A 26,451-nucleotide genomic window follows, 5' to 3' on the forward strand; every position below is an offset into this window, starting at 1 on the left:
GTGAACATGTGATTGTCTTACCAGAAAAATAATGTTTCTGGCATCACTATCTGTTCAAACAAATACGCTATTGGATTCTCAAACCACACACACTCACCCGTCACCACACACCATCAAACATGGCGGTCTACACCGGGGGTGTCAGTTTCAATTTTCGTTGTCACCCACATCCAGTGAACGATCAACCCAAACTGTGTTTGTGCTGGTCATACCGGGTGAAAACTGTTCTCGAAGAGTTCGTTTTCTGCGGGGCAACGAGATACAACTCTAGACCAGGCCGGCTGGTGCGTGCAACTCGAAACCGGAAAACTTGGCGTGACGCCCACCACATGTCGCCAGACCTCCCTAAGGGGGTCCGTGAAGGCCTGCCGTTGCCTGTGGTCAGAGTCGTTGTCGAAGGTTATCCCGTGCCTGCAGCACGTGCTCTTCTATACCCCTGGGCCCCCGCTCTATACCCATGGGCCCCGTCTACGAAGTTCGGCCGAGTCAGCACCGTCCACTAGGCTGGAGCGCATGACCTCGGCAGCCACAACCTCCCCGCTCGACGTCCTCCACGATGTCTTCGGCTACGACGAGTTTCGGGGTCAGCAGCAAGGCGTCGTTGATCAGATCGTGGGTGGTGGTGACGCGGTCGTCCTCATGCCCACCGGCGGTGGAAAGTCTCTCTGCTATCAGATACCTAGCCTCGTCAGGCCCGGTGCTGGCGTCGTGATCTCTCCGCTGATCGCGCTCATGGCCGATCAGGTCACTGCCTTGGAGAACCTCGGTGTGCGCGCGGCTTACCTCAACTCGACCCTCGACTTCGAGGAAGCGCAGAACGTCGAGCGCGCACTCCTGGACGGTGAACTCGATCTGCTCTACCTGGCACCTGAACGCCTCGTCCTGCCGCGCACAATGGCGCTGCTCGAACGTGCACAGGTCGCTTTGTTCGCAATCGATGAAGCCCACTGTGTTTCGCAGTGGGGCCACGACTTCCGCAGCGACTACCTGGGCTTGGGAGTGCTGGCCGAACGATTCCCCGACGTTCCACGCATCGCACTCACCGCCACTGCGACCCCCGCCACGCATGCCGAACTCACCGAGCGTCTTCACCTCGGCGAGGCCCAGCATTTCGTCGCCAGCTTCGACCGCCCGAACATCACCTATCGCATCGAACCGAAGCAGTCTGGCCGTTCTCAGCTCATCAACTTCATCACCACCGAACACTCTGGTGACTCGGGCATCGTCTACTGTCTGTCCCGGCGCGGTGTCGAACAGCTCTCCGAGGCGCTCGTGGCCCGAGGAATCAATGCCCTGCCCTATCACGCAGGGCTGCCATCCGAAGTACGCGCCGATCATCAGGCCAGGTTCCTCCGTGAGGACGGCGTGGTCATGGTCGCGACGATCGCCTTCGGCATGGGCATCGACAAACCTGATGTCCGCTTCGTCGCCCACCTCGACCTGCCGCGCAGCGTCGAAGGCTACTACCAGGAGACCGGTCGCGCCGGACGTGACGGACTGCCGGCCGATGCGTGGATGGTCTACGGTCTCGGCGATGTCGTCTCCCAACGCCGGCTCATCGAGTCAGGCGACGGCGATCGCACCTACCAGCGGCGTGCGATGTCGCACCTCGACTCCATGCTGGCCCTGTGCGAGACCGTCGATTGCAGGCGCGTGCAGCTGCTGCGCTACTTCGACGAGGAATCCGCTCCCTGCGGCAACTGCGACACCTGCATCACTCCCCCAGTGACCTGGGACGCAACGGTGGCTGTACAGAAACTCCTCTCGGCCGTCATCCGCCTCGACCGTGAACGGGGGCAGCGCTTCGGCTCGGGCCAGGTCATCGACGTCCTGCGCGGCAACGACAATGAGCGCTCCCGCGCTGCCGATCACGAAAGCCTCAGTGTCTGGGGAATCGGCGAAGACCTCAGCGAAACGCAGTGGAAGACTGTGGTCCGCCAGGTCCTCGCCCGGGGGCTCCTGGAGTCCCACGGTGATTACGGCGTGCTCGTCGTCGGTGAGGACGCCGGCCCGGTTCTGCGCAACGAAGTGGAAGTGTCTCTGCGTGTGGACCCCATCAAGAAGTCCGGATCCAAGAAGGCAGGAGCCAAGCGTCGAGGCGGCCCCGAAGTCGAACTCGGGACCGCGGACACAGCCCTGTTCGAAGCTCTGCGGTCTTGGCGTGCCGATCAGGCCAAAGAGCAGAGCGTCCCCGCCTACGTCGTGTTCCCCGATGCCACGCTGTATGGAATCGTCGAAGCCAAACCGAACTCGATCAACGAACTCGGCAAGGTCAGCGGTGTGGGCCTGAAGAAGCTCGAACGCTATGGACCCGGGGTTCTCGAGGTCCTGGAGTCCAGCACCGGCTGATCCTAGTCACCGCCAGACGGTCATCGGCACCTGAGATCAGCTCTGCTCTGCGGTGTATGCCTCGGGACCCTGTTCGGCTGCGATGGGATCCATCCACATGAACTCGAGAATATTGCCATCCGGGTCGGCCATGCTGATGGAATACATGAATCCGTAGTCCTGTGGTTCCTTGTTCTCCGAGCCACCACCGTCGAGAACCTTCGCCCGCGTGGCATCAACATCTTCCCGTGACTCGCGGCTCAGTGCGGTGAGCACCTGCGCGGTCGAATGCGGATCGGCGATCGGCTTATCGGTGAAGGTCGCGAGATACTCCCTCGTCAGCACCATGAAGAAAATGCTCTCATCCCATTTCAGACAGGCGGCATTCTCATCAGTGAACTCGGGGACGACTTCGGCCCCCAGAGAGGCATAGAACTCTTTCGACCTGTTGAGGTCGGTGGTCGGAAAATTGACGAAGATCTGGGTCATGACTGCTCCTGGGCAGTTGGTGTCCAGCTATGGAGTCTAAATCTTCGTCTTCGGCCACCGGGAAGTCAATGGTCCGACGAGACTCGCCCAAACGCCTTGGCGTGGTGCTCAGCTGTCGTCGCGTTCAGTTCTTCTTCGTCACGGTGACGTCGATGGGCGTCGGGTTCGTGAAGATGTCGAAGACGGGGCAGTGAGCGTCGACGGTCTTCTGCAGCTCCTGGTAGGCCTCGTCACTATCGGGCCCCGTGATCTCCACGTTGACACGCACCGTTGAGAATCCCGGCCGCACGGTGTCATCGGCTCCGAAGAGTCCCTGCACATCGAGGTCGCCCTCTGCGCTGACGTCGAGGCTCTCGATCGTCAGTCCCAGGTTGTGGGCGTAGAGGCGGTAGACGACGATCTGGCAGGAGATGAGGGCGCCCAACGCGTATTCGACGGGGCTCGGTGCTACATCGTCGCCGGCCAGTGGGGCCGGTTCGTCGACGGTGAAAGTGTGTTTTCCAGCCGTAATGACAGAGGACACCGAGCCCCGGGCGCTTCCCTTGGCGGAGAAGGTCAGCTGTGCGTTCTTCGCCGAGGCGGCGATCCGTTCGTTCCACGCCTGACCTGCTGAGGTGAGGCGTTCGGCCCGATCCTCGGCACTGATCGCGACGGTCGAACCAGTGGTGGAGTCTGCTGTACCGGTGGAGTCTGTGGTGGTGTCGGCTGTGACGGTCATGGAATCTCTCCTTCGATTGAGTGGTCCCCAGACTAGGAAGCCCAACCGATCTCCCGGTGCGCCCGCGTCAGATTTCGACTCAGACCGTCATACCCCCGCCATACGGCGACGCATACCGACACGTCGACTGGCAAAGACGATCGGACTAGAAGGGCCAGATGAGGGGGACGTAGAGGACGGCGATCCCCAGATAGACGATCATCAGCGGCAGTCCCAGTTTCCAATAATCGCCGAAACGGTAACCACCGGCTCTCATGACGATGAGGTTGCCGGCAGTCGCCACCGGGGTGATGAAGGAGGCTGCGCCGCATACGGCCAAGCCCATCATGAAGGGTTGGATGCTCGCCCCGGTGCTCCCGGCAATGGCGACCGCGATCGGCAGCATGACCAGCACTGTGGCCAGGTTCGACATGAATTGTCCGAGCACCATTGAGATCACGCAGATGACGAGGAGTGCCAGATACGGCGACGCCGCACCGAGGTTGCCCAGCACGAGATCGGCGACGATGTCGGCGGAACCGGTGTCGACGAATGCTCGGGACAGGGGAATCATTCCTCCGACCAGGATGACAATGCTCCACGGAACGGCCCTGTACACCGTCGGCAGTCTCACCACCTTCGTGACGATCAGTGCCCCGGCCGCGAGCATGGTGGCGATCGCGGTCGGCACAACCCCGGTGACCAGCAGCAGGATCATCGCCGCGAAGATGAAGAGGGTGCGCTTGTACTTCCTGCTCAGAGGCACGGCGCGCTGCAGAGACTGCGGCGGAGTCACCGCGATGACATCCTGCGAGGCCGCATACCGTTCGAGTACCGCCCATGGTCCCTGCACGAGCACGGCGTCACCAGCCCGAAGCTCGAACCTCTCCTCCGCCTCCTCGGTCTCCTCCGACTCGCGCACCAGCGGACCGGCGTGGTCCCCACGCCGAACGCCGAGGACGACGAGTCCGTCATCTGGTGTGGTCATGCCGGGCAGCACATGACGGCCGATCAGGGAGGAGTGGGGAGCGACGAGCACCTCGGCGACACCCTCTTCGACGGTGTAGAGCGCGCCAGTGCTCACATCCATTCGATAGTCCTCGCGCAGGCGCTTCGCATGGGCGGTCGGATCCGGTGCGGCAATCGACTCCGGGCTTCTGTCGGGAAGCAGCCGATCGCCGGCGAGGAGGACGATGATTATCGTGATGACAACCAGAGGAATGCCGGCGAGGGCGAATTCGAAATAGCCGAACTGGCGTCCTCCGTGGTCGCTGGCTGCCTGGGAGACGACGATATTCACCGGCGACGCGGTAAGTGTGAGCACCGAGCCTCCGCTGGCGAGGAAGGCGAGCGGAATGAGCATCTTCGACGGCAGCATTCCTGCCTTCTTCGTCACGATGACGACCACGGGCAGCAGAGCACCAACCGTTCCGCTGACGCTGATGAACGCGCCGAGCATCCCAGCGGCGACGCCGATGACGAGCACCAGACGTTTTCTGCTGGTGCCGGCTCGGTTGACCACGAAGTTCGCGAGCCAGGCGGTGATTCCCGAAGCTTCGAGCGACTCGATGACGATGAACAGCGAGACGATGAAGACGACGGTCGGGTCAGCGAAGCCCTCGAACACTTCGGGCAGGCTGCGCACGCCGGTGGCCCACAGTGCGAGGACCACACCTCCGGCGACGACGGCAAGCGGCACCTTTGAGGAGATGAAGGCGATCATCGCCGCACCTAGGATGATGAAGGTCCAGGTTGCCGGTTCCACGCTCACAGCATAGCCAGTGTTCAACAGCAGAGACTTTTCGTCTCAGAAACGGCGTTGATTCGCTTCAGGCACGATGAGACTCAATGCTCCGCTGTGGCTCAGGGGCTGCGATGTGCCTCAGGGTCGGTGATGTGCCTCAGGGTCGGTGATGCCCGAACACGAGGCTGGTCTGAGTATGGGCGATCCTCGGATCCGAGAGATGCTCTGCGATGAAGGCGTTCAACCCGGTCGGGTGGGCGGTGACGATGTGCACAAGCAGGTCTCGCTCCCCCGAGACTTGGAAGACGTCGAGGGTCCCTGGTGCCCGGAGCAGTCCAGCGATGACGTCGCTCATCTTCGACCGCCCGACCGGGGACATCCGCACCGAGATCATTCCGAACACGTGCAGACCAAGCGCTTCGAAGTCGATCTGGGCATGAAATCCTCGGATGATTCCCCGTGACCTCAATGCACTGACACGTCCCGAACATGTGGATGGAGCCAATCCCACTCGGCTGGCGAGCTCCTTGTTGGAGATCCGGGCATCGGAACTGAGCTCGCGCAGAATCGCCAGGTCCACCTCGGCAAGGTGGACGTTGCTCGCTTCAGAACGATGATCGACGATCAGATCCGAATTCACCACAACAATCACTCCCAGTTTCCGTCTTCTGTTCGGATGGGTTAGATGATATCCGTGATCTGAGTATTCTGTGAGGAGATCCGCCACCAGCAGCACCGGCATGCCCGCTCCGACGAAGGTGACCAATGACGAGCCCCGAACACAGCGCCCCACGTGATCGCACCGACTGCGAACGCCTCGATGCCGAGGATCCGCTGCGCGAATTCAAGGACGAATTCATCCTGCCCTCCGACACGATCTACCTCGACGGGAACTCACTCGGCGCGCGGACGAAGGGTGCGGCCGAGCGCGCTCAGGAGGTCATCGCCGACGAATGGGGCACCGGGCTCATCCGCTCCTGGAACACCGCCGGATGGTTCGATCTGCCGGCGACGCTGGGCGAGAAGGTTGCGGGCATCATCGGCGGTGGGACCGGCAGCACCGTCGTCACGGACACCACCTCGATCAACCTGTTCAAAGCCGCCTCGGCCGCACTGAAGATGCAGGCCGCAGATGCGCCCGAGCGTCGGGTCATCCTCACTCAGCGGGAGAACTTCCCCTCCGACATCTACATGCTGCAGGGCCTAGCCGAGCAGCTGGATGCCGGATACGAAGTACGTCTCGTCGATGACGCCGAGGTGACCGCTGGGTTCCCGAACACGATGACCGACACGGTGGCCCTCGTCGTCCTCACCCACGTGAACTACCGCACCGGCCGGCTCTTCGACATGGCCACAACCACCTCGGCGATCCATGACGGCGGCGCCATGGTGATCTGGGACCTGTGCCATTCGGCGGGCGCCCTGGAGATCGACCTGGCTGGGTCGGGCGCGGACATGGCCATCGGGTGCACCTACAAGTTCCTCAATGGCGGGCCGGGCTCTCCCGCTTTCATCTGGGTCTCCGAGGCACTGCAGAACCGTTTCACGCAGCCGCTCTCGGGCTGGTGGGGGCATGCGAGGCCCTTCGAGATGTCGCCGGACTATGCTCCGGCCGAAGGCATCCGCCGGTATCTGACCGGCACGCAGGGCGTCATCTCACTGGCGGTGGCAGAGCTGGGCCTCGACATCGCCAACAAGGTCGATATGGCCGCGGTGCGGCAGAAGTCCCTGCAGCTGTCCGACCTCTTCATCGAACTCGTCGAATCTCGCCTGGCCGATCACCCGGTCGAGCTCGTCACCCCACGCGAGCACGACCATCGGGGCTCACAGGTCTCGATCACCCACCCCGAGGGCTTCGCAATCATGAGTGCGCTCATCGAGCGCGGAATCATCGGCGACTATCGCGAGCCTGAAGTTCTGCGCTTCGGACTGACTCCGCTCTACCTCGGCTTCACCGATGTCTGGGACACGGTCGAGGCCCTGCGCGACATCCTCGACAACCGGATCTGGGACGCCCCTGCGCACAAGGTCCGCGGCGCCGTCACCTGAGGCTCGGGCCTCGGTTCCGTCCCGCCCCTCACCTGAACTTCGGCCTGATACAAGCGCGGTCAGCCGACCGGTCGCCCGCGTCCGGTCACCGCATATGCGCCGATTCCCACTGCGCCGATCGCCAGGACCGCGCCGCCGATCGTCACGGCCTGCGGGATCGTCGCGATCGTGCCGAGCACGCCGACGGTCACGCCGGAAAAGGTCTGCATTCCGGGCCCGAACATCGAATAGGAGCCGATGACGCGTCCGCGGATCTCGGGCGGCGCCTCGAGTTGGATGATGGCCATCTCGGTCGACTCGGCGGTGATCTTACAGACCCCCGCAAGCACGAGGACGGTCAGCGCCAGCCACAGGTCCGAGGCCAGCGCGAAGACGATCGAGCTGGCACCGAGTCCAGCTGCGGCGACCGCTGCCGCCGCAGGGGTCGGTCGCACCCACCCCGTCGCCTCGAGGAAGAAGCCGCCGAGCACACCGCCGGCACCGAGCGCGAAGAGCAGCAGCCCGTACGTGAAGTCACTGTCTCCGCCAGGGCCTGTCAGGAGGCCGCCGAAGACCGGCATCGCCGTCTGCAGCACGGCACCGATCGTGATCGAGGCCAGTGCGGCCAGCAGCAGCATGCCGATGATCGAACGGTTATGTCGAACGTCGATGAGCACTCGCAGCGACTGCACCAGAGTCGTGCGCGTTTTGTTCGGACTCCCGCTCCTGGTGTGCCCGGTGAAGGGTGTGCGCATCAGGAAGATCGTCAGCGGCAGGTAGAAGATGATGTTGATGAAGATGCCCCAGGTCGGTCCGAACGACAGCAGGAGCGCCGAGCCGACGACGGGTCCGAACAGGATCCCGAGGCTGCGGAAGGTCGCATTCATCCGCACTGCGCTCGGCAGCTCCTTGCGGTCGACGAAGTCATGCAGCATCATCTGCTCGGCCGGGCCCCACAGGCATCCGGCGAGGCCGTGGACGACGAGCAGCACGCACGCCTGCCACAGCTGGAGCGAATCGGTGAGAAAGAGGATGCCCCAACACAGGGACACGACCATGAACATGACCTGTCCGATCTGGATCAGACGCCGGCAGTCGAATCGTTCGGCCAGGGATCCTGCGTAGACCGAGAGCAGGAGGAACGGCAGCCAATGGCTGATGAGCTGGAATCCCACGAGCGCCGGGGACTCGAACTGCTGCCACAGCACCCAGTACGTGATGACGTGCTCGATGTTGTCGCCCATCATCGCCAGCCCGGTTCCCACCAGGTACGGAGCCGTCGCCCAGTTGCGCAGCACGCCGAAGCGGCGGGGACTCGGGGTATTCTTCGCCGAACCGTCTCGTGTCTCGTTCACCCGCCCATTCTGGCACCACGCACACATGCGCCCCTTCCGCTTCCGCACCGTGGAACCCGATTCCTCTCCGCCGAGGCGGCTCTGGACATGGTCGTCTCCCACACGTATCTCTGCTCGGGCTTCGAATCTGGCCCCCGTACGCAGTGCCCGGGTGCAGAAATCAGCAGAGGTCGACTTCACTGCGCCGTGATTCCTGACATCATGGGTGCATGAGTGAAGACACCCGCAGCATCGAACTGACCAGGCTCGCCGAGAACCACTACCGAGCCACCGCACCGAGTGGAGCGAGCATCGAATTCGGCCGCGGCGAGGGCCTGATGACACCCGTCGAACTGCTGCTCGCAGCCGTCGCCGGGTGTTCGTCCATCGATGTCGACACTGTGACCAGCAGGCACACCGAGCCGACGCGCTTCGACGTCTCGGCCGTGGCGGACAAGATCGACGAGGACGGTGCGTCCCGAGTGGACAACGTCCACCTCGACTTCGACCTCGCCTTTCCCGACGACGAGGAGGGTCGCAAGGCCGACTCTCGCATCGAGAAGCTCGTCGGCCTCTCCCATGACAAGTACTGCACGGTCTCCCGCACGGTCGAGCAGGAGACGAAGGTCGACTTCAGCATCCGCCGCGACTGACCTTCGGCGTCAGCGCCGGGTCACACGAACGGCACGGATGCTCCCGAACATCAGTCCCGCGACAGGATCGTCGAGGCGATCGCCTCTCCAAGTGATGAGGTCGAGCCCCGACCTCCCAGATCGGGAGTGAGAATGCTCGCGTCCCCACTGCTCAGCACCGATTCGATTCCCTCGAGGACGTCCGCGCTTGCCTCGGTTTCGCCGAAGTGGTCGAGCATCATCGCGCCCGACCAGATCTGGCCGATCGGGTTGGCGATGCCCTGACCCGCAATATCGGGAGCCGAGCCGTGCACCGGTTCGAACAGACTCGGGAAGGTTCCATCAGGGTTGATGTTCGCGCTCGGCGCGACCCCGATGGTTCCTGTGCAGGCCGGTCCCAGATCGGAGAGGATGTCGCCGAAGAGGTTGCTCGCGACGACGACGTCGAAATGATTCGGTTTGAGGACGAAGTTGGCGGTAAGGATGTCGATGTGGAACTGATCTTGCCTCACCTCGGGATAGTTCTCAGACATGATCTTCACACGCTCGTCCCAGTAGGGCATTGTGATGGAGATCCCGTTGCTCTTCGTCGCCGAGGTGAGGTGTTGATTCGGACGGGAATCGGCCAGTTCGAAGGCGAACTTGAGCACCCTGTCGACTCCTGTCCGAGTCATCACGGTCTCCTGAACAACGATCTCCCGGTCGGTGCCCTCGAACATCTTTCCGCCGATCGACGAGTACTCGCCCTCAGTGTTCTCCCGCACCACGTAGAAGTCGACGTCACCTGGGCCGTAGCCGACCAGCGGGCTCTTCACGCCGGGCAGCAGGCGGCACGGCCTGAGGTTGATGTACTGGTCGAAAGACCTCCTGAACTGCAGCAGGCTGCCCCATAGAGATATGTGGTCGGGCACGACGTCCGGCCAGCCGACCGCCCCGAAGAAGATCGCGTCGAAGCCGCGCAGACTGTCGAACCAGTCCTCGGGCAGCATAGTTCCATGAGCCTGGTAGTAGTCGGCACTTGCGAAGTCGAAATCGACGAACTCGAGATCGATTCCGTGTTTCTGTGAGACTGCCTGCAACACCCGACGCCCCTCGGGAACCACTTCCTGCCCGATCCCGTCGCCGGGGATGACTGCGATCGCCTTCTGTAAGCTCATTGAGCACCTGCTTCCGTTCTCTGACTGTCCATGGGATCGGTTGGGCTTTGAGTCTCCGATTCGGGATGATGACAGGCCGCTCGAGTCCCGTCTGCCATCGTACGCAGCAGCGGAATCTCGGTGGCACAGCGTTCGGTGGCCTTCCAGCACCGGGTGCGGAACCGGCATCCGCTCGGAGGGTTCAGAGGGCTGGGCACATCACCGCTGAGGGTGATCCGCTCTCTGCTCCGCTCGACGATCGGATCGGGGATCGGAACTGCAGACAACAGCGCCTTGGTATACGGATGCTCGGGTGCTGCGAACAGCCTGCCCGTCGGCGCGGTCTCAACGATCCTGCCGAGATACATCACGGCCACCTCGTCGCTGAGGTATCTCACGACGGAGAGGTCGTGGGCGATGAACACGTAGGTGAGTCCGAGCAGATTCTGGAGCTCCTTGAGCTGGTTGAGGACGCCGGCCTGCACACTGACGTCGAGAGCGCTGACCGGTTCATCGAGCACGATCACCTCGGGTTCGACGGCGAGCGCTCGGGCGATGCCGATGCGCTGCCGCTGACCACCGGAGAATTCGTGCGGGTAACGCTGGACGAACTCGGGACGCAGGCCCACCATCTCCATCAGTTCCTGCGCCCGTTCCGAACGGCGACCGGCCGCCAACCCGTGGATCTCGAGGGCTTCGATGAGGGCGCTGCCGATCGTCAGACGCGGATTGAGAGAGGCATAGGGGTCCTGGAACACCATCTGCACGCGTCGCCGCAGGGAGCGCAGGTCCTGACCGGAGGCCGACTCGACAGACTCGCCGTCCAAGCGGATGCTGCCGCTGTCGATGTCGTGGAGCCGGACGATCGAGCGTCCCAGCGTGGACTTTCCGCAGCCGGACTCACCGACGATGCCGAGCGTCTTTCCCTTCGGCACCTCGAGGCTGACCCCCGAAAGCGCGTGGACCGTGCCGGTGCGTCTGCGGAAGAGACCCGAGCGAATCGGGTACTCCTTGACGACATCGATGGCTTCGAGTGTGCTGCTCATGAGGACGCCTCCTGTCGAACGGCGGCGACCTCGTCGATCCTCAGGCAGGCCGCCATATGGCGATCGGTGATGAACTGTTCGGGAATAGGCGTTCGATCACACGTGCCGAGCATCGCATACCGACACCTGGGTGCGAATCGACAGCCCGGCGGAAGCTCGGTCGGATCCGGTGGAGCCCCGGGGATCGAGTACAGGCGCGAATCGCCAGAATTGCCGTCGAGACGGGGCATCGCGGCCAGCAGATCCACGGTGTACGGATGGGAAGGTCGGTAGAAGAGATCCTCGACGTCGGCCTCCTCCACCTTCTTCCCCGAGTACATCACGAGGACCCTGTCGGCGAGCCCTGCAACCACACCCAGATCGTGGGTGATGATCAGCAGGGCCGAGTTGGTCCGTTTCTGAACCCGACGCAGCACGTCGAGCACCTGCGCCTGGACAGTGACGTCGAGGGCTGTCGTCGGCTCGTCGGCGATGAGCACATCCGGATCGTTGGCGATGCTCATGGCGATCATGATGCGCTGGCGCATTCCCCCGGAGAATTCGTGGGGGAACTGGTCGACACGCTGCTCGGGGGTGGGAATGCCGACGATGTCGAGGAGTTCGATCGCCCTGGCCCGCATCTCCTGGCGGCTTCGGCCCGACGAATGGACTCGCACCGCCTCCATGAGCTGATTGCCCACTGACTTCACCGGATTGAGTGCGGCGAGTGCGTCCTGGAACACCATGGAGATCCGTCGACCGCGCAGCTCCCGCAGCTGATCGTCGGTTTTGGTCAGCAGTTCCTCACCGCGGAACCGAATCGATCCGGTCACAGCAGCTGTGCGCGGAAGCAGTCCCATGATCGCCATCGAGGTGATGGATTTTCCTGAACCGGATTCGCCGACCACGCCGAGGGTCTCGTTCGCATTCAGGTCGAAGCTCAGCCCCTCGACCGAGGTGGCCGGACCATTGTCCGTGGAGAAGACGACGCTGAGGTTGTCGACCGTGAGCAGCGGTTGTTGGGTGAGTGTCATCGCGGGCCTCATCGTTTCGTCTGTGGATCGAGGGCGTCACGGAGCCCGTCGCCGATGAAGTTCACCGACAGCACCGTGATCAGTATGAGCAGGCCGGGGTAGAGCAGCAGATGCACCTGCGGGGTGCCGAGCAGACCGGCAGCCTGGCTGAGCATGTTGCCCCAGCTCGAGTCCGGGGGCTGGACTCCGAATCCGAGGAAGCTCAGGGTCGATTCCGTGATGATCGCCGCCGCTACTGCGAGGGAGACATTCACGGCGATGACTCCGGCGAGGTTGGGGATCATGTGCCTCACGATCACTCGCATCGGAGAGGCTCCGAGAACGATCGCCGCATCGACGAACTCCTTCTCCCGCAGTGAGAGCACCTGAGATCTCGCGACACGTGCGATGACGGTCCAGCCCAGTGCGCTCAGGGCCAGCACGATTGTCGCTGATGAGCTGCCGAATCCCTGGAGCACGAGAGCGAGGATCGCGATCGGTGGGACGACGAGGAAGAGATCGACGAGGCGCATGATGAGTTCGTCCGCCCATCCGCCGAAGTATCCGGCCAGGGAGCCGAGGAGGACCCCCACAATGGTTGAGAGCACGCCCACACCAAGCCCGACCGACATCGATATCCGCCCGGCATAGAGCAGTTGGCTGAGGAAGTCTCGACCCAGCTCGTCCGTTCCCAGCCAATGCACCGCACTCGGGCCAGTGGACCCGGTGATGAGGTCCTGGTGATTCTCTTGGAAGGGGGCGATCCAGGGAGCGCCGAAACAGGCGATGACGAGCATCGCCAGCACCACGAGTCCACTGACGGCGAGCCTATGCCGGAGGAACCGGCGTCGGAAGAGAGTCCACTGACCGACGAAAGATCTTGTGGTCTTGGTGGTCACGGCCGCTGATTGTGCTCTCATGACAACTTCACTCTCGGGTCGAGGTAGGCATAACTGAGATCCGCCAGAAGATTGAAGACAACGATGGCGATGGCCACGAGCATCATCCACGGCAACAGCAGCTGGGCATCGCCGGCGAGCAGGGAGTCGAGCAGGAGCTTGCCCATCCCTGGGATCGAGAAGATCTGTTCGGTGACGACGAGCCCGCCGAGGAGGATGCCCGCATCGAGAAACACCACGGTGACGAAGGGTGCCAGGGAGTTGCGGAGGGCATGGTTGATGACAACCTGACGCTTCGGTACCCCTTTTGCCCGCGCCGTTCGCACATAATCACTGGTGAGCGAATCAAGCATCGAAGCTCGCCCGTATCTGCTCCAACTGGCGACGAGAGTGATCGTCATCGTCACCACGGGAAGTGCGAGGTGGCGTAGGTAATCCCCGAAATCGGAATGGCCCACCGAGTGAAGTCCCACGAAGTACAGCGGCGGCTCGGCCAGGTTCCATATCTGCACCGGCCACACCCCGAATATCTGGATGAGCAGGAGCCCAAACCAGAACGCGGGGAGGGCGATTCCGATGTAGGACACTCCGGTGAACACATAGTCGGCCGCGCTGTACTGCTTGACCGCCGAATAGGTTCCCACCGCTATCGCTATGATCGCACCGAGGAGGACTCCCCAGAAGATGAGTTGGATGGTCGGCCCGGCTGCGCCGGCTATCATGTCGAGGACGTCACGGCCCGTACGGGTGCTGGTCCCCCAGTCCCCTGTCACAAAGCCCTTGAACCAGAGGAGATACTGCTCCGGGATCGGTTTGTCGAGACCCAGTCGTTCGGTCTCTCGGGCGATCGCTGTCGGATCCTGGTTCAGCCGGAGCTTGCTCAACGGGTCGAAGGCTCGACGGACAGCCCAGAAGAGCAGGAACGAGGCGATGAGGATGACCGGGATCGAGTAAGCCAGTCGGCGCAGCGCATAGGTGATCATGATGATTCCCGGGCCTCTCCGGTTCCAGGACGGTCGAGTGCGATACCGGCACTGATCTTTGTGGCTTCACAAATAGCTGAGCTCTCAATCAAGGGTCCACTCCTCCAGGTTCCAGAAGGGGCCCTCTGCGGGATTGACCTCGACCGGCCCCTTGACCTTGCTGCTGGTCATGACGATGTTCGGCACCGTGTCGATGGGGATTCCGGGAACAGCCTCAGCGATGAGCTTTTCGGCTGCATGGGACTTCGTGATCCGTTCCTTGTCGTCCGTCGTGCGGGCAACGGTGTTGAGGAGTCCGTCAGCCCCTGGGATGTTCGCTCGAGTGAAGTTGATGCCTGAGAATCCGTTGTCGTCACCGGGGATGGCGTCCGACCTGAATGAGGAGCCGAGATCGGGTTCGGGGACGGTGTCGATGATCGTCCATAATCCGACCTCGAAGTCCCCCTTCGGCGCGACGCTTGAAAACAGGTCGGCGCCTGCGACGTTGGCGATCTTCATGGAGAAACCGGCCTCACCTGCCTGCTTCTGAAGAATCTGTTCGGCCAGTTCGCGTCGCTGGTTCCCAGACTGCGTGGTGATGCGGAACTCAGCGGGTTTCCCGTTCTTTTCCCAGATTCCCTCTTCGTTCCTGCGCCACCCGTCATCCATCATGAGGTCCTCAACCTTCTCGAGGTCTCTGGTGTATCGGGAGAAGTCTTCCCGGGCGTAGACGCCGTTGAGTGGGGTGAGGAAGCTCTGCTGCACCTGCTCGACCCCGATCTGTCCGTAGAGTCGCTCAACGATCGCGGGCCTGTCGATCGAATGGGCGAAGGCTTGTCGCACCGCCAAGCTGTCGAAGGGAAAAGCCGCATTATTGATCCACAGGGCCTCCAGGTTTCCAGAATCGGTGTCGACGTCGATGTTCGTATTCGGGACGCCGGCCTTGATCTGACTCATCGCATCGAGTTGCGGCGTCGGATACAGCGCCTGGACCTGACCGCTCTTGAGCGCGAGGAAGGCGGCCGCGGTGTCGGTGATGAACTGGAAGGTGACCTTCTTGAGTTTCGGCTTCTCGCCCCAGTAATTGTCGTTGGGCACCAGTGTCACTGAGACCCCTTTGACCCAGGACTCGATCTTCCAGGGGCCACCGGAGAAGTCATAGCCGTCCTTCATCATCTCGGCGCGGTCCTCGCTCTTGAGGATGTGGCTGGGCAGGACAGAGTAGTCGCCGCTGAAGAGCTTCTTCCACGAGCCGGTCGAGGTCTTGAGCGTGACGACTGCGGTCCTCTCGTTCGGAGCGTCGATAGATTCGATGAGCGAGTACCCGCTCTTGTCGAAGATGTCATCGCCGTCCCGGATCTGGAGGCCGGTGTACACGAAGTCTTCACCGGTGATGGGTTCTCCGTCGGACCACTGAGCTTCGGGATTGATGCTATAGGTGATCGTCTGCTTCCCTCCCTCTGCGATGGCTACTCTCGGCTCACCGGTCAGCAGATCAGAGGGGACCAGCTCCCAGGAACCATCGGTCTTCCGGGACTCGAAGGCGCGTGGAAGAGTGGGGATCCGCATCGTGTAGGAGCCCCAGATGTTTGCGGCACACGTAGCGATCCAGTCTGCGCAGTCGGGTTCCTGTTCAGCACCGATGACGATCTGTTCGTCGTCCGAGATGTTCTGGTCAAGACCGCCGTCGCCAGTCGAACACGCGGTGAGACCGAGCGCCAACGCGAGGCCTGCGGCCGCTGCTGCACGGAGACGTCTCCTGCCTCGCGGTCGGGTGAAACTCGTCATTGAAGTTCCTTTCCACCATGGCCCCACTGCTTACAGCGCCATGTCGTAGCAACAGATTAATCCCGAATCGAAGAGATAGCAATAGTGTTAGTCAACATAATTGACTATCTATTGGGCAAGCGATCTTCGTGTTCATCCCGACTGCGGTTATCCTTGAGGGCACACACGACGATGGGAGAACCTTGACGAATCCCGGCACATCCGAGGACGGCACACGATCGACATCCGATGCCCCGGTCCGCACTAGGCGCAAACGCGATTCGCTCAACCGCACCGTCATTCTCGACGCCGCAAAGGTGATTTCTGAGCGCGACGGCCTCGATGGACTGACATTCCAATCACTGGGAGCCGAACTCGGGGCTCACCCGACATCGATGTACCGTCATTTCAAGGACAAGGACGAACTCGTCCTCGCGCTTATCGATTCCCTGCGCGACCGTTCCTATCTCGGTGCCCTTGTGCCCACCGGGGACTGGAGAGAGAATCTGCGGATTGCCGCACGTGTCGTCCACGAACACTACTTGCGCTATCCTCAACTCGCTTCGCAGATGGCGGCTAGAACCACTCGCATGCCTCGCGAGTTCAGCAATATGGAATACACGCTCAAGGCGTTCTTCGATGCTGGATTCAATAATGAAGACGCGCTCAAATACCAACGCGTCTTCGGCAACTATGTGCGCGCGCTTTCAAGCATCGAAGCGACCTCCCACTGCCTGCCGGAGCAGGTGCAGCGAGAGGACGAGCTGGCCTGGAGAATCCAGTTCGAACGCCTCGACCCCGAAGAATATCCCGCTATCACTGCGGCCGGCCAACCTCCTCTGGGCATCGGGGATGCCAGTACGTTCGACGCCGGCCTCGAAGTGCTCATCAGGGGTCTCGAAGCACTTGCGGAGGGTGCTCCCGGTGCCGAAGACAGATAGCGAGCGCAGTCAGGGGACTCAGCCGAGACGAACGGCAGCTGAGTTCCAGTCACGCCCCTAGGAGTATCGAAATCCGTCGCATGAAGGAATTCGACACAGCGATCAGGGCGTGCCTGACCACCTCACTGAGGACTCGGTGAGCGCAACGAATCCCAGCTCGCGCTCCAACCATTCGTGTTCGATGGCCAGACCCGCAGGTGTATGACCGGCATCGAACCACTCGATGGAGACGTCTCCCCCGCTCGCCCGCAGTCGTTCGATGTACTTCCTCGCCTGTGCCGGCGGAGTGCGAGAGTCACGCGCTCCCTGAAACAGCACGACCGACCCTTGAACCTGATCCACGTAGCTCGTGGACGAGAGCTTCGCACAGGCCTCCTCGAAGCTCAGTTCACCGTTGGACAGCACCTTTTCCCACACGGGCCTGAGTGCGGCGTTCATCTCCTCAAATGCAGTCGCCCAATCGGCCATCGCCACCACGGCGAAACCTCCAGCGAAGTACTCGGGCAGTCGGCCCATTGACAACAGCGTCAGGTGACCGCCGTAGGAGGCCCCGGTGACGAACGTCGATGTCGGATCCGCAACGCCAAGTCCCCGCAGGCGGTCTATCACCGCCCGTATATCCGCGATCTCGCGGTCGCCGTATCCGGTCCAGAAGCCTTCTCTGAATTCCCTGCCGAATGTCACCGAACCCCGATAATTGAGCGAAGCGAAGGCGAAGCCCTCTGCCAGCCAGGCCTGTGCCTCGGGTGCGTAGTGGTCGGTGGTGACCAAGTTGGGCCCGCCGTGGATGGACAGGATAGTGCCGCGCACCTCACCAACCGGGATCGCCCACCACAACTGAACAGGTGTGCCATCGGCGCTGGTGACGAGTTCAGAGTTGAATGGCACTCCTTCGGGCACCTGGGGTGCATCGATGACGGGAGTCGATTCGCCGTGGGGATCGATTCTGGTGAGCGCTGGAGGAGTGTTCCATGACTGCTCGAATACAAGTACTCCGCCAGCTTGGTCGAGGTAGGACTGCGCACTGTAGGCGAATTCTGCGGCCACATCGGGGTCGGCATAACTGCCGGTGCCCTCACGCACGATGGAGATGCCCCCGCCATCGGTGTCGAGGAGCAGGAGGCGATGAATCCCCGCGTCGACGTGGAGCAGGAGGATCTGCGAATGCTCCGGGGCCCAGTCGAGCGCGAGCACTTCACCAGCCAACTCAGTCAGGGGGTAGTCTGTCCGGTCTCCAGTCGACGGTGACCACAGCGCCGGCCTGGCGAAGCCGCTCTTCTCGGTGCTCAACAGCAATCGATCGTCTCCCAGCAGCGGAGAGAAGCGCACGGCCCGGACTGGACCGCCGTCGCCCATATCGTTGCACACGGCGATCTCCTCACCGGAGTGTGCGTCGACGACGGTGACAGCTGTCCGACGCCAACCCGGATTGTGATTCGTCGAGTCAGCGGAGAACAGGCTGGCATCGGCGGAGACGTGCCCGTACCAGGCTTCGTTCCGTGAGGACCAGATGACCTCCGCCTCGCCCCAGGGATGCGCGGGAATCGACAGCAGGTGAAAGCCCTCATCGTCGACGATGGTGGCGAGAAGCGTCGACCCATCGGCGGAGAACTCCATCCCTCTGATGACGTAGGGATCACGGTCTGGAGTCAGATGAACGCTCTTCGTACCGTCGACCGATTGGGCCAAGAGTCCGCCGACCTCAGAACCTCCGTCATCATCGAGGGAGACGATCCAGCGAGCGTTGGGTGACAGGAAGGACTCGAAGCTCACGTCAATGGGAAGGATATCGGAGAGCACTGGACCGGCGTTCCCTGCCTCGGGCGCGAGCAGACGCCCTTTGACCCCATGGCGATGGTTTTCGATGACAAGGCCAGTGCTCGGGTTCCCCATTGCCGGTCTCACCGTGTGCAGATACGGCGTGTTGAAGCGCATCTCCCATGTCGATGTCTTGCGTCCATTGGTCGATGCGGTGGAGTCGGTTTGAGCGGTCATTGCTTCTCCCCTTTGGTCATAGTGGCATGATTCTCAGTAATAGCTGCGTGATTCTGAGTCACAGATGTCCGAGTCAGATCTGCAGCCCAGTTGTCGCGAGGACGCATCGGCTACGTGTCCGTCTGCCCGCGAATGCGCCGAATAAGCTCAGCGACGAGGTCGGCCCTTTCGATGATCGATTCGAGATTCGCCCATTCGTGCTCGGCATGGGCACCGTCTCCCAGCGGCCCGAGTCCGTCGAGGGTGGGCGTGCCGAGTGCCGCTGTGAAGTTGCCATCGGATGCACCCCCGACCTCGACACCATCGAGCGGGGTCTGCCCGAGGTCCGCGGCGACCTGTCGGGCGAGGAGATAGAGCGCCTCGGCGTGCTCACGCTCAAGGGGCGGCCTGTTGATGCCCCCGCCCAGGGCCAGTGCGATCTCGGGATTGCGCGGGAGAATCGACCGGAAAGCGGCGTCGACGCGTTCGAGTTCGCTGAGGGACCAGGCACGAACGTCGAAGGCCACCTCGGCGAGTTCCGGGATGGTGTTCACGGCAGTACCGGCTGTGGCGAATGTCGGCGACACCGTCGTGCCGAGCGACTCGTCCGACTGGAGCGCGAGCCGCTGGAGGACATCGGCCATCTCTGCGAGGGCATTGGCACCCTTTTCAGGCTCGAGGCCAGCGTGTGCTGCCCGCCCCCTGACCCCGACACGGTAGATTCCGGCGCCTCGGCGAGCGATCTTCACCGCCCCATCGAGGCTCGGCTCTAGTATGAGCACGGCACGTGAGCGCGCCGCCGCCTCTTCAATGAGCCCCCGGGAGGTAATCGATCCGGTTTCCTCATCGCCCGTGATCAGGAGAGAGACGTCGTCGCGTCCGCTCCGCCCCTCGGCGGCCAGTCTTTCGAGACTGCCGATGGCCGCTACGAGCCCCGACTTCATGTCGAAGACGCCGGGGCCGCGAGCGCGCCCGCTCTCGACCGTGAAAGGCAGCCGGTCCAGAGTGCCCACCGGCCATACGGTATCGACGTGGCCGAGCAGGAGCATTCCCCCCGGATCGGCGGCCGCGAAGTACAGATGGTCGACGCCGTCGATCTCTCGGATCTCGCCCTGCCGATCGAGTGCCGCACCGGCCCAGTGCCTGATGAGGGAGAAGCATTCGGCGATCCCTTCCCGGTGCCCGGTGGGAGATTCCACTTCGACCAACGATCGCAGGCGTGCGTGAACGATCTCGGATTCAGTACTCTTCTCGTCTTCGCAGCCGCCGTGAGTGCCGTTCACGAGCTCCGCCGTCCGTTGGCGGCAGCAAGCGGATGAAAGAACTTCGTGAGTTCGGCGATGACGAACTCTGGAGTCTCTTCTGCCAAGTAGTGATCGGATTGTGCCGCTGCACCTTCGACTGCGGCGGCATAGCCCTTCCACACGTCGACGACATCGAAGTTCATGCCGACGTATCCCTGCTCTCCCCACAGAGCCAGCAGCGGCATCCTCAGGCGCAGGTCGCGATCACGATCGACGCGATCATGGTCGAGATCGATGGTAGCCGCGGACTGATAGTCGGCCGTGGACGCTTCAACTCCTCCCGGGCTCGTGAAGCACCGTGCATATTCCTCATATGCGTCCGGGTCGATCGATCGACCCCCGGCGTTGCGGCCTTCGAATCGACTGCGCAGCCAGGTGAGAGGGTCTGCCCTGATGAGAGCCTCGGGCATCCCGTTCTCCAGGGCGAGGAAGAACCAGTGGAAATAGGTGCTCGCCATAGCGCGGTTCACGTTGTCGAACATATGCAGAGTCGGCACGATGTCAAGCACGGCCAAGCGTTCGACGGCTTCCGGGTGGTCGAGCCCCAAGCGATGAGCGACGCGTCCGCCTCGGTCATGCCCGACAACGGAGTACCTCTCGAAACCGAGCGACATCATCAGGGCATGCTGGTCGGCAGCCATCTCCCGCTTGGAATAGGTGCTGCGGTCGTTCGTCTGCTCCGGCTTGTCGGAGTCACCGTACCCGCGCAGATCCCCAAGGACGACAGTGTGGTGCTTCGCCAGCTCAGGGGCCACCAGATGCCACATGTGCTTCGTCTGGGGATATCCGTGCAATAGCAGCACCGGGGGTCCGGAGCCGGCGATCAATCCGCTGACTCGCACACCTGAGCGCGAATTGCCGATCGGATCGAATCCTTCGAGCATGATGCATGCGCCTTCCGTCTTTGGAAAAACCTTTAGTCAATTCCTTAGACTATCTCAATTGCGCATGGGCAGGAAGGGGTCAGGGCAGATGAAGACGGGGAGTCCGCAACGCCGAACTGCACTGGAGCACCACCGAGCCCGAGGGCTCCCAGAACCCAAGCCTCAGCTCTCGGCCAGTCGCTCCCGTTCGACGTCGATATCGAAGTCCGCAGCCGGCCACTGGGGGTCGATGTTCCGCAGCGCATTCAGCAGGAGCTGCTGGATCGCCAATCGTGCATACCATTTGCGGTCAGCGGGGACGACGTACCAAGGAGCCGCCTCGGTCGAGGTGCGCTCGAACACCGCCTGATAAGCCTTCATGTAGTCGGGCCACAGGAGACGTTCGTCCACGTCGCCGGGGTTGTACTTCCAGTACTTATCCGGGCGGTCCAGGCGCTCCATCAGCCTGTCCTTCTGCTCATCCGGGGAGATGTTGAGCATGACCTTGATCATGCGCACACCCGCCTCGGCGAGCTCTGCCTCGAAGTCTCTGATGGCGGCGTAGCGCCGCTCGATCTCTTCGTCATCGGCAAGCTCGCGGACTTTGCCGATGAGCACATCCTCGTAGTGGGAGCGATCGAAGACGCCGATCATGCCAGGCCCGGGCACGCGCGGTCGGATGCGCCAGAGGAAATCATGGGAGAGCTCCTCCTTCGTCGGCGCCTTGAACGCGGCGAGCTCCACGCCCTGTGGATCGACTGATCCGACGACATGGCGCACGATTCCGCCCTTGCCTGCCGTGTCCATCGCTTGGAGGACGAGGAGAACCGCTGGCCCTGACTTCTCATCATGATGGGCCGCGAAGAGTCGTTCCTGAAGATCGCCGAGTTCGGGGACGCAGGCTTTGAGGTCCTTGCGCCCGGATTTCTTGTTGCCTTCGTAGCCGGGGGTCGAACGCGGATCAACATCATCGAGCCGAAACCCTTCGCCTGCCCGCAGCAGCGGCTCCGGATCCTCGGTCCAACTCTGCATCGTCTTCTCGCTCATGAGTTCATCTTTGCAGGCAGGAGGGTCAGCGTCTATATCTGTGGTGATCTCCGAGGGCTCTGCGCCTTCAATCGGGTTTCCGGAACACCGAAGGCAGCCTCTTCATCTTCCGTTCGGTCTCCCGATACGACCACTGCCGCATCGGCTGCGGTACCCGCCACTGCAGCCTCCAGGCCAGCATTCGGAAGGTGAACGCAAGCCCGGCGATGATCAGCGACACCACATTGCCCAGGATGCCAGTCGCATCGGCGATGAGCGTGACACCGGCTCCGAAGAGGGCGGGGATCAGGTAGAGGTCGGTGCCGGTGAAGATCGCCGGATCCTCACTGGCCACAGCATCGCGCATGAGACCGCCGCCGCAGGCCGTGAGCGCCCCCATGAGCAGGGCCGCCGGATAGGTCGCACCGGCGCCGAGGGCGATCGTCGTACCGGTGACACTGAAGATGGCGAGCCCGATCGCGTCGAAGGCCACGATCCAGATCCGAGCCCGCGAGACATGCTTGCCGATGAGGTAGATGAGCAGTGTGGCGATAAGGGGCGGGGCCAGATAGATCGGCTGACCGAGCGCGTTCGGCACTCGATCGAGGAGGACGTCACGGATCATGCCCCCACCGATGCCGGTCATCGTCCCGAGAACCAGGCCCCCGGTGATGTCGAAGCCACGCCTGGCAGCCAGAAGGACTCCGGAGACTGCGAAGACGAAGGTACCGGTGAGGTCAAGCGCGAGAAAGACTGCTTCTTGTACCTCCACGACCTACTCCCCTTCCGGCCTGTCAACGGCGCACCCAACGCCAATCGCCGTGCGGCCAGCGTTGCCCGACGCCGGTTCTCCCACCTCGGTGCCTGGACTCCACTGTAGTATCAGTGCGCCGAGCTGGAGCGTGCCGTCCTCATCCGTGCAGGAATCGGACTCAGCTGAGCTGGAAGTTGTCCGGGTTCTTGTATTCTTCGATCTCGACGCTCGGGTTGCCCTGTCCCTTGAGCAGCTTCGAGATCGGGCACCTGGCGTGGGCCCGTCCGGCGTACTTCTCCGCGTCTGCGGCGGAGACGCCGTCGATGGAGATGTATGCCCGGGGTACGAAGTAGAATCCACCGGTGGACTCACCGTGCAGGTCGACCTCGACGCGGACGCGGGACTGTGCTTCGATGTCGTTGACCGCCAGCACCACCTTGAGGGTTTCGCCGAGGCAGGTGCTCCACGCCATCGCGAGGAACTGCTCGGGGTTGCTGCCCTGATCGGTGTGAGAGGTGGGGGCCGTCGACAGTGTCAGACCATCTTCGACTCGCACTTCACCCGAGGTCCCGCCGAGGTTCTCGACCTTGGCCGTGTAGATGGGAGCGCTTGCGCTTCTTGGTTCGTCCGAGTCTCCGCTTGGCGCCTGCGGCTCGGCGTATCCTGGGTTCTCAGTCATTGCACTATGCTACGTCAGCTTGACGGCAAGTTAACTGACAATTTCGTGAATGAGGCGCGGCACAGGAGCGAATCTTCGCGCCCTGATCGTCCATCCGGATCGTCGTCCGCTCCGAATATCTGTACATGAGAAGACCATTTCGCGCCGCCCTCGCTGGGATCGTCGCCACCCTTGTCCTGTTCGGTGCCGCCGACCTGATCGCCCGAGCATTCGGTCCACCGGCGGCACCCCTGCTGGCATTGGGTCAGACGATCATTCCGCTGGCACCGACTGGGCTCGTCAAACCTGTCATCGACCTCTTCGGCACCAATGACAAGCTCTTCCTCATTCTCACCACAGGTCTGGGCTCGCTGGTGCTCGGAGGGCTCATCGGCTGGCTGGCCTCTCACCGGCTCAGTCTGGCGACGGCGCTGCTGTTTGTGGCCGGGCTGGTTCCCATCATCGTCATCCTCATCCGCCCCGAGTCCAGTGTCGTCGACATCGTACCGACTCTCATCGGACTCGCCCTGGGCATGACCGTCTTCCGTCTCCTTATGAGCGTTGGAATGAGCCTCGCTGAGAAAGGGACGGCTCCCGCAGCTCCCCGGAGGTTTCCTGCAGCTGCCCGTCCCAATGGTTCGTCTGCACCCGAATCTTCCTCATCCGACTCGACCGAGACGCCGGCTTCGGCACCGTCTCGTCGCCGTTTCTTCATCATCACCGGCATCATCGGGACAGCGGGTGCCGCTGCGATGGCGGCCGGACAGACCGTGGCCGCATTGACTCTGGATGCGGGAGCCGCAGTGGCCAAACTGGTGCTGCCGAAGCCGGCGTCCACAGCCCCACCGATTCCCACCTCGGCGCATCCCGATGTCAAGGGCCTTGCGCCCTTCGTCACGGACCCCACGGATTTCTATCGCATCGACACGGCGTTGGCGCCTCCGGTCATCGACCCACAGGAATGGTCGCTGAGAATCCATGGCATGGTCGAGACCGAAGTGACTCTGACGATGGATGATCTGCTCAGCCTTCCTCTCGACGAGCACCACATCACGCTCACCTGTGTCTCCAACCCCGTCGGGGGTGACCTGGTCGGCAACGCCACCTGGTTGGGCTACCCGGTGCGTGAGCTGCTGCGTCGGGCGAACCCGAACAAGGACGCAGACATGGTCCTTTCCCATTCGATCGACGGGTTTTCGGCGTCGACGCCGATCGAAGCCCTCACCGATGACCGCGACTCCCTGCTGGCCGTTGGAATGAACGGGAGTCCGCTTCCTCCCGAACACGGCTTCCCCGCCCGCCTCGTCGTTCCCGGACTCTACGGTTTCGTCTCGGCTACCAAGTGGGTCACCGAACTCGAAGTCACTCGTTTCGATGAGAAGACCGCCTATTGGACTGATCGAGGATGGGATGCCAAGGCGCCCATCCTCGTCGCGTCGAGGGTCGAAGTGCCGAAGCCGTTGGCCAAGGTGCCTGCCGGTGATGTGGCCGTCGCTGGCACGGCATGGGCGCAGCGCAGCGGCATCAAGCGAGTCGATGTGAAACTCGACGATGGGGAATGGACCTCGGCAGAACTCGGCGATGAGGTCAACATCGACACCTGGCGCCAGTGGACGACGGGTTTCAGCGACGTCGATCCCGGATTGCATACCGTCACGGTCCGTGCGATCGATCAGGACGGAAACGTCCAGACCCCGAAGCGCAGGAAGTCCATTCCCAACTCCGCGACCGGTCACCACCACATCCAGTTCAGTGTCGAGTAGAACGATCCTCAGTCACGCACCGGATTGTACCGTCACGGTCCCAGACTCCCCATGCAGGCGGAGACTGGGGCCGATCTGCGCAGGTCCGAAGATATCGCAGAGGGCTCCGTGAAGAAGAAGTCCGAAGAATCTTTGAATTTCACCCATCCAGAACCAGACGGGCTGCGAATACCAGGTACACAGCGAGCAATGAAGGCAACTTCAAAGCTGTGCGCTGATACGCACCACCGTTGATGCATTACCTCAATTAGGAGAAGAACGATGAAAACGCTGCTTCGCACTCGCACCACCACCATCCTGGCCGCTGGCGCGATCGGTCTTATGGCTCTGAGCGGCTGCTCGGACATGGGCTCCGACTCCGAGTCCGGTGATACCGAGACCAAGTCCAGTGATACTGCAGAAAGCCCTGCCGCATCAGAAGAGTCGGGCGACGACGCCATGGCCGGCGGGGATCTCGTCGGACCGGACTGTGCCGCCTACGCCGAGGCCAATCCCAAGGGCGGCGGATCGGTCGAAGGAATGGCACAGGATCCTGTCGCCACAGCGGCATCGAACAACCCGATGCTCAAGACCCTGACCAAGGCCGTTTCGGGCAAGCTCAATCCCGACGTCGACCTCGTCGACACTCTCAACGGAGACGAGTTCACCGTCATCGCACCCACCGATGATGCCTTCGGCGACGTCCCCAAGGACGACCTGGATGCGCTGGCCAAGGATTCGGACATGCTGACCAAGGTTCTCACCTATCACGTCATCCCAGGAAAGCTGTCGCCCGACGATATCGCCGGTGAGCACGAGACCGTCGAAGGTTCGAAGGTGACGATCTCCGGTGAAGGAGACGACCTCAAGTTCGACGATGCCGGTCTGGTCTGCGGTGGCGTGGCCACCTCGAATGCCACCGTGTACATGGTCGACAGTGTGATGATGCCCTCTAAGTGACACCAGAGTTTGACGAGGCAGTGGCCAAGGCCCGATTTCGACATCTCGGATCGGCCCTTGGCCACCACCTTTTTCATACGATGTGTGGACATCGGACGAACAGAAGCCGATCGAATGACATGATTGGACAATGAGTTCAGATGATCCTTCGGCTCCAGGCCACGGGCCCCCCCGA

At 62.3% G+C, this 26,451-nt stretch carries 23 protein-coding genes; 6 read left to right on the top strand and 17 right to left on the bottom strand.

Features of this window, described 5'->3' with window-relative positions; genetic code table 11:
* The first annotated feature begins 513 nt into the window (after positions 1 to 513).
* A complete protein-coding gene (gene recQ / locus ACE03M_RS04045; RefSeq protein WP_485932836.1) occupies positions 514 to 2,349 on the top strand; it encodes a DNA helicase RecQ in 1,836 nt (611 codons plus the stop codon).
* Positions 2,350 to 2,385: 36 nt separating this feature from the next.
* Here recQ and ACE03M_RS04050 read toward each other — a convergent pair whose 3' ends face one another.
* The 4 genes from ACE03M_RS04050 to ACE03M_RS04065 all read right to left on the bottom strand — a co-directional run bounded on the left by ACE03M_RS04050 (position 2,386) and on the right by ACE03M_RS04065 (position 5,901).
* Positions 2,386 to 2,817, bottom strand: a complete 432-nt coding sequence (locus ACE03M_RS04050; RefSeq protein WP_143923951.1) for a VOC family protein — start codon at positions 2,815 to 2,817, stop codon at positions 2,386 to 2,388.
* A gap of 124 nt (positions 2,818 to 2,941) precedes the next feature.
* A complete protein-coding gene (locus ACE03M_RS04055) occupies positions 2,942 to 3,535 on the bottom strand; it encodes an OsmC family protein (RefSeq protein ID WP_143923952.1) in 594 nt (197 codons plus the stop codon).
* Positions 3,536 to 3,680: 145 nt separating this feature from the next.
* Positions 3,681 to 5,279: an SLC13 family permease gene (locus ACE03M_RS04060; protein WP_143923953.1), complete on the bottom strand. Its 1,599-nt coding sequence runs from the start codon at positions 5,277 to 5,279 to the stop codon at positions 3,681 to 3,683.
* 136 nt (positions 5,280 to 5,415) lie between these two features.
* A complete protein-coding gene (locus ACE03M_RS04065; RefSeq protein ID WP_143923954.1) occupies positions 5,416 to 5,901 on the bottom strand; it encodes an Lrp/AsnC family transcriptional regulator in 486 nt (161 codons plus the stop codon).
* 122 nt (positions 5,902 to 6,023) lie between these two features.
* On the opposite strand from ACE03M_RS04065, the gene kynU reads away from it, so the two are divergent.
* Positions 6,024 to 7,307 carry a kynureninase gene (kynU, locus tag ACE03M_RS04070; RefSeq protein ID WP_485932837.1) on the top strand — a complete coding sequence of 428 codons (1,284 nt, stop codon included), beginning with the start codon at positions 6,024 to 6,026 and terminating at the stop codon, positions 7,305 to 7,307.
* Positions 7,308 to 7,366: 59 nt separating this feature from the next.
* On the opposite strand, the gene ACE03M_RS04075 is transcribed toward kynU, so the two are convergent.
* Positions 7,367 to 8,641, bottom strand: a complete 1,275-nt coding sequence (locus tag ACE03M_RS04075) for an MFS transporter (protein WP_143923956.1) — start codon at positions 8,639 to 8,641, stop codon at positions 7,367 to 7,369.
* A gap of 209 nt (positions 8,642 to 8,850) precedes the next feature.
* Here ACE03M_RS04075 and ACE03M_RS04080 point away from each other — a divergent pair, with 209 nt between their 5' ends.
* Positions 8,851 to 9,273, top strand: a complete 423-nt coding sequence (locus ACE03M_RS04080; RefSeq protein ID WP_143923957.1) for an OsmC family protein — start codon at positions 8,851 to 8,853, stop codon at positions 9,271 to 9,273.
* Between the two features lie 50 nt (positions 9,274 to 9,323).
* On the opposite strand, the gene ACE03M_RS04085 is transcribed toward ACE03M_RS04080, so the two are convergent.
* The 6 genes from ACE03M_RS04085 to ACE03M_RS04110 all read right to left on the bottom strand — a co-directional run bounded on the left by ACE03M_RS04085 (position 9,324) and on the right by ACE03M_RS04110 (position 16,075).
* Positions 9,324 to 10,409, bottom strand: coding sequence for a tartrate dehydrogenase (locus ACE03M_RS04085; RefSeq protein WP_143923958.1), 1,086 nt, complete (start codon positions 10,407 to 10,409; stop codon positions 9,324 to 9,326).
* A complete protein-coding gene (locus tag ACE03M_RS04090; protein ID WP_143923959.1) occupies positions 10,406 to 11,434 on the bottom strand; it encodes an ABC transporter ATP-binding protein in 1,029 nt (342 codons plus the stop codon). Before ACE03M_RS04090 ends, ACE03M_RS04085 begins: the two co-directional genes overlap by 4 nt.
* Positions 11,431 to 12,447 carry an ABC transporter ATP-binding protein gene (locus tag ACE03M_RS04095; RefSeq protein ID WP_485932838.1) on the bottom strand — a complete coding sequence of 339 codons (1,017 nt, stop codon included), beginning with the start codon at positions 12,445 to 12,447 and terminating at the stop codon, positions 11,431 to 11,433. The genes ACE03M_RS04090 and ACE03M_RS04095 overlap by 4 nt, the downstream gene beginning before the upstream one ends.
* Positions 12,448 to 12,455: 8 nt before the next feature.
* Positions 12,456 to 13,346: an ABC transporter permease gene (locus ACE03M_RS04100; RefSeq protein WP_485932839.1), complete on the bottom strand. Its 891-nt coding sequence runs from the start codon at positions 13,344 to 13,346 to the stop codon at positions 12,456 to 12,458.
* Positions 13,343 to 14,308, bottom strand: a complete 966-nt coding sequence (locus tag ACE03M_RS04105; protein WP_143923962.1) for an ABC transporter permease — start codon at positions 14,306 to 14,308, stop codon at positions 13,343 to 13,345. Before ACE03M_RS04105 ends, ACE03M_RS04100 begins: the two co-directional genes overlap by 4 nt.
* A gap of 84 nt (positions 14,309 to 14,392) precedes the next feature.
* Positions 14,393 to 16,075, bottom strand: a complete 1,683-nt coding sequence (locus ACE03M_RS04110; protein ID WP_485932840.1) for an ABC transporter substrate-binding protein — start codon at positions 16,073 to 16,075, stop codon at positions 14,393 to 14,395.
* A gap of 182 nt (positions 16,076 to 16,257) precedes the next feature.
* Here ACE03M_RS04110 and ACE03M_RS04115 point away from each other — a divergent pair, with 182 nt between their 5' ends.
* The gene (locus ACE03M_RS04115; protein WP_485932841.1) at positions 16,258 to 16,995 is read left to right on the top strand and encodes a TetR/AcrR family transcriptional regulator; all 738 of its coding nucleotides are present in this window, start codon (positions 16,258 to 16,260) and stop codon (positions 16,993 to 16,995) included.
* Positions 16,996 to 17,097: 102 nt separating this feature from the next.
* Here ACE03M_RS04115 and ACE03M_RS04120 read toward each other — a convergent pair whose 3' ends face one another.
* The 6 genes from ACE03M_RS04120 to ACE03M_RS04145 all read right to left on the bottom strand — a co-directional run bounded on the left by ACE03M_RS04120 (position 17,098) and on the right by ACE03M_RS04145 (position 23,595).
* Entirely contained in the window at positions 17,098 to 18,990 is a 1,893-nt protein-coding gene (locus ACE03M_RS04120; protein WP_485932842.1) for a prolyl oligopeptidase family serine peptidase, read from the bottom strand.
* Between the two features lie 110 nt (positions 18,991 to 19,100).
* A complete protein-coding gene (locus ACE03M_RS04125; protein ID WP_485932843.1) occupies positions 19,101 to 20,252 on the bottom strand; it encodes a M20 family metallopeptidase in 1,152 nt (383 codons plus the stop codon).
* Positions 20,249 to 21,157, bottom strand: coding sequence for an alpha/beta fold hydrolase (locus tag ACE03M_RS04130; protein ID WP_143923966.1), 909 nt, complete (start codon positions 21,155 to 21,157; stop codon positions 20,249 to 20,251). Before ACE03M_RS04130 ends, ACE03M_RS04125 begins: the two co-directional genes overlap by 4 nt.
* 162 nt (positions 21,158 to 21,319) lie before the next feature.
* Positions 21,320 to 22,183, bottom strand: a complete 864-nt coding sequence (locus ACE03M_RS04135; protein WP_143923967.1) for a PPK2 family polyphosphate kinase — start codon at positions 22,181 to 22,183, stop codon at positions 21,320 to 21,322.
* A gap of 67 nt (positions 22,184 to 22,250) precedes the next feature.
* Positions 22,251 to 22,934: a trimeric intracellular cation channel family protein gene (locus ACE03M_RS04140; protein WP_143923968.1), complete on the bottom strand. Its 684-nt coding sequence runs from the start codon at positions 22,932 to 22,934 to the stop codon at positions 22,251 to 22,253.
* 160 nt (positions 22,935 to 23,094) lie between these two features.
* On the bottom strand, positions 23,095 to 23,595 hold the full coding sequence (locus ACE03M_RS04145; RefSeq protein ID WP_143923969.1) for an OsmC family protein: 501 nt from the start codon (positions 23,593 to 23,595) through the stop codon (positions 23,095 to 23,097).
* A 125-nt stretch (positions 23,596 to 23,720) separates the two neighbouring features.
* Between ACE03M_RS04145 and ACE03M_RS04150 the strand changes: the two genes are divergently transcribed.
* Together ACE03M_RS04150 and ACE03M_RS04155 are read left to right on the top strand one after the other, a co-directional pair.
* A complete protein-coding gene (locus tag ACE03M_RS04150) occupies positions 23,721 to 25,337 on the top strand; it encodes a molybdopterin-dependent oxidoreductase (protein WP_485932844.1) in 1,617 nt (538 codons plus the stop codon).
* 261 nt (positions 25,338 to 25,598) lie between these two features.
* Positions 25,599 to 26,276 (top strand): fasciclin domain-containing protein, encoded by a 678-nt coding sequence (locus tag ACE03M_RS04155; protein WP_485932845.1) that lies wholly within the window; start codon positions 25,599 to 25,601, stop codon positions 26,274 to 26,276.
* Positions 26,277 to 26,451 lie beyond the last annotated feature (175 nt).

It is taken from the genome of Brevibacterium sp. AGC70 (assembly GCF_057334195.1).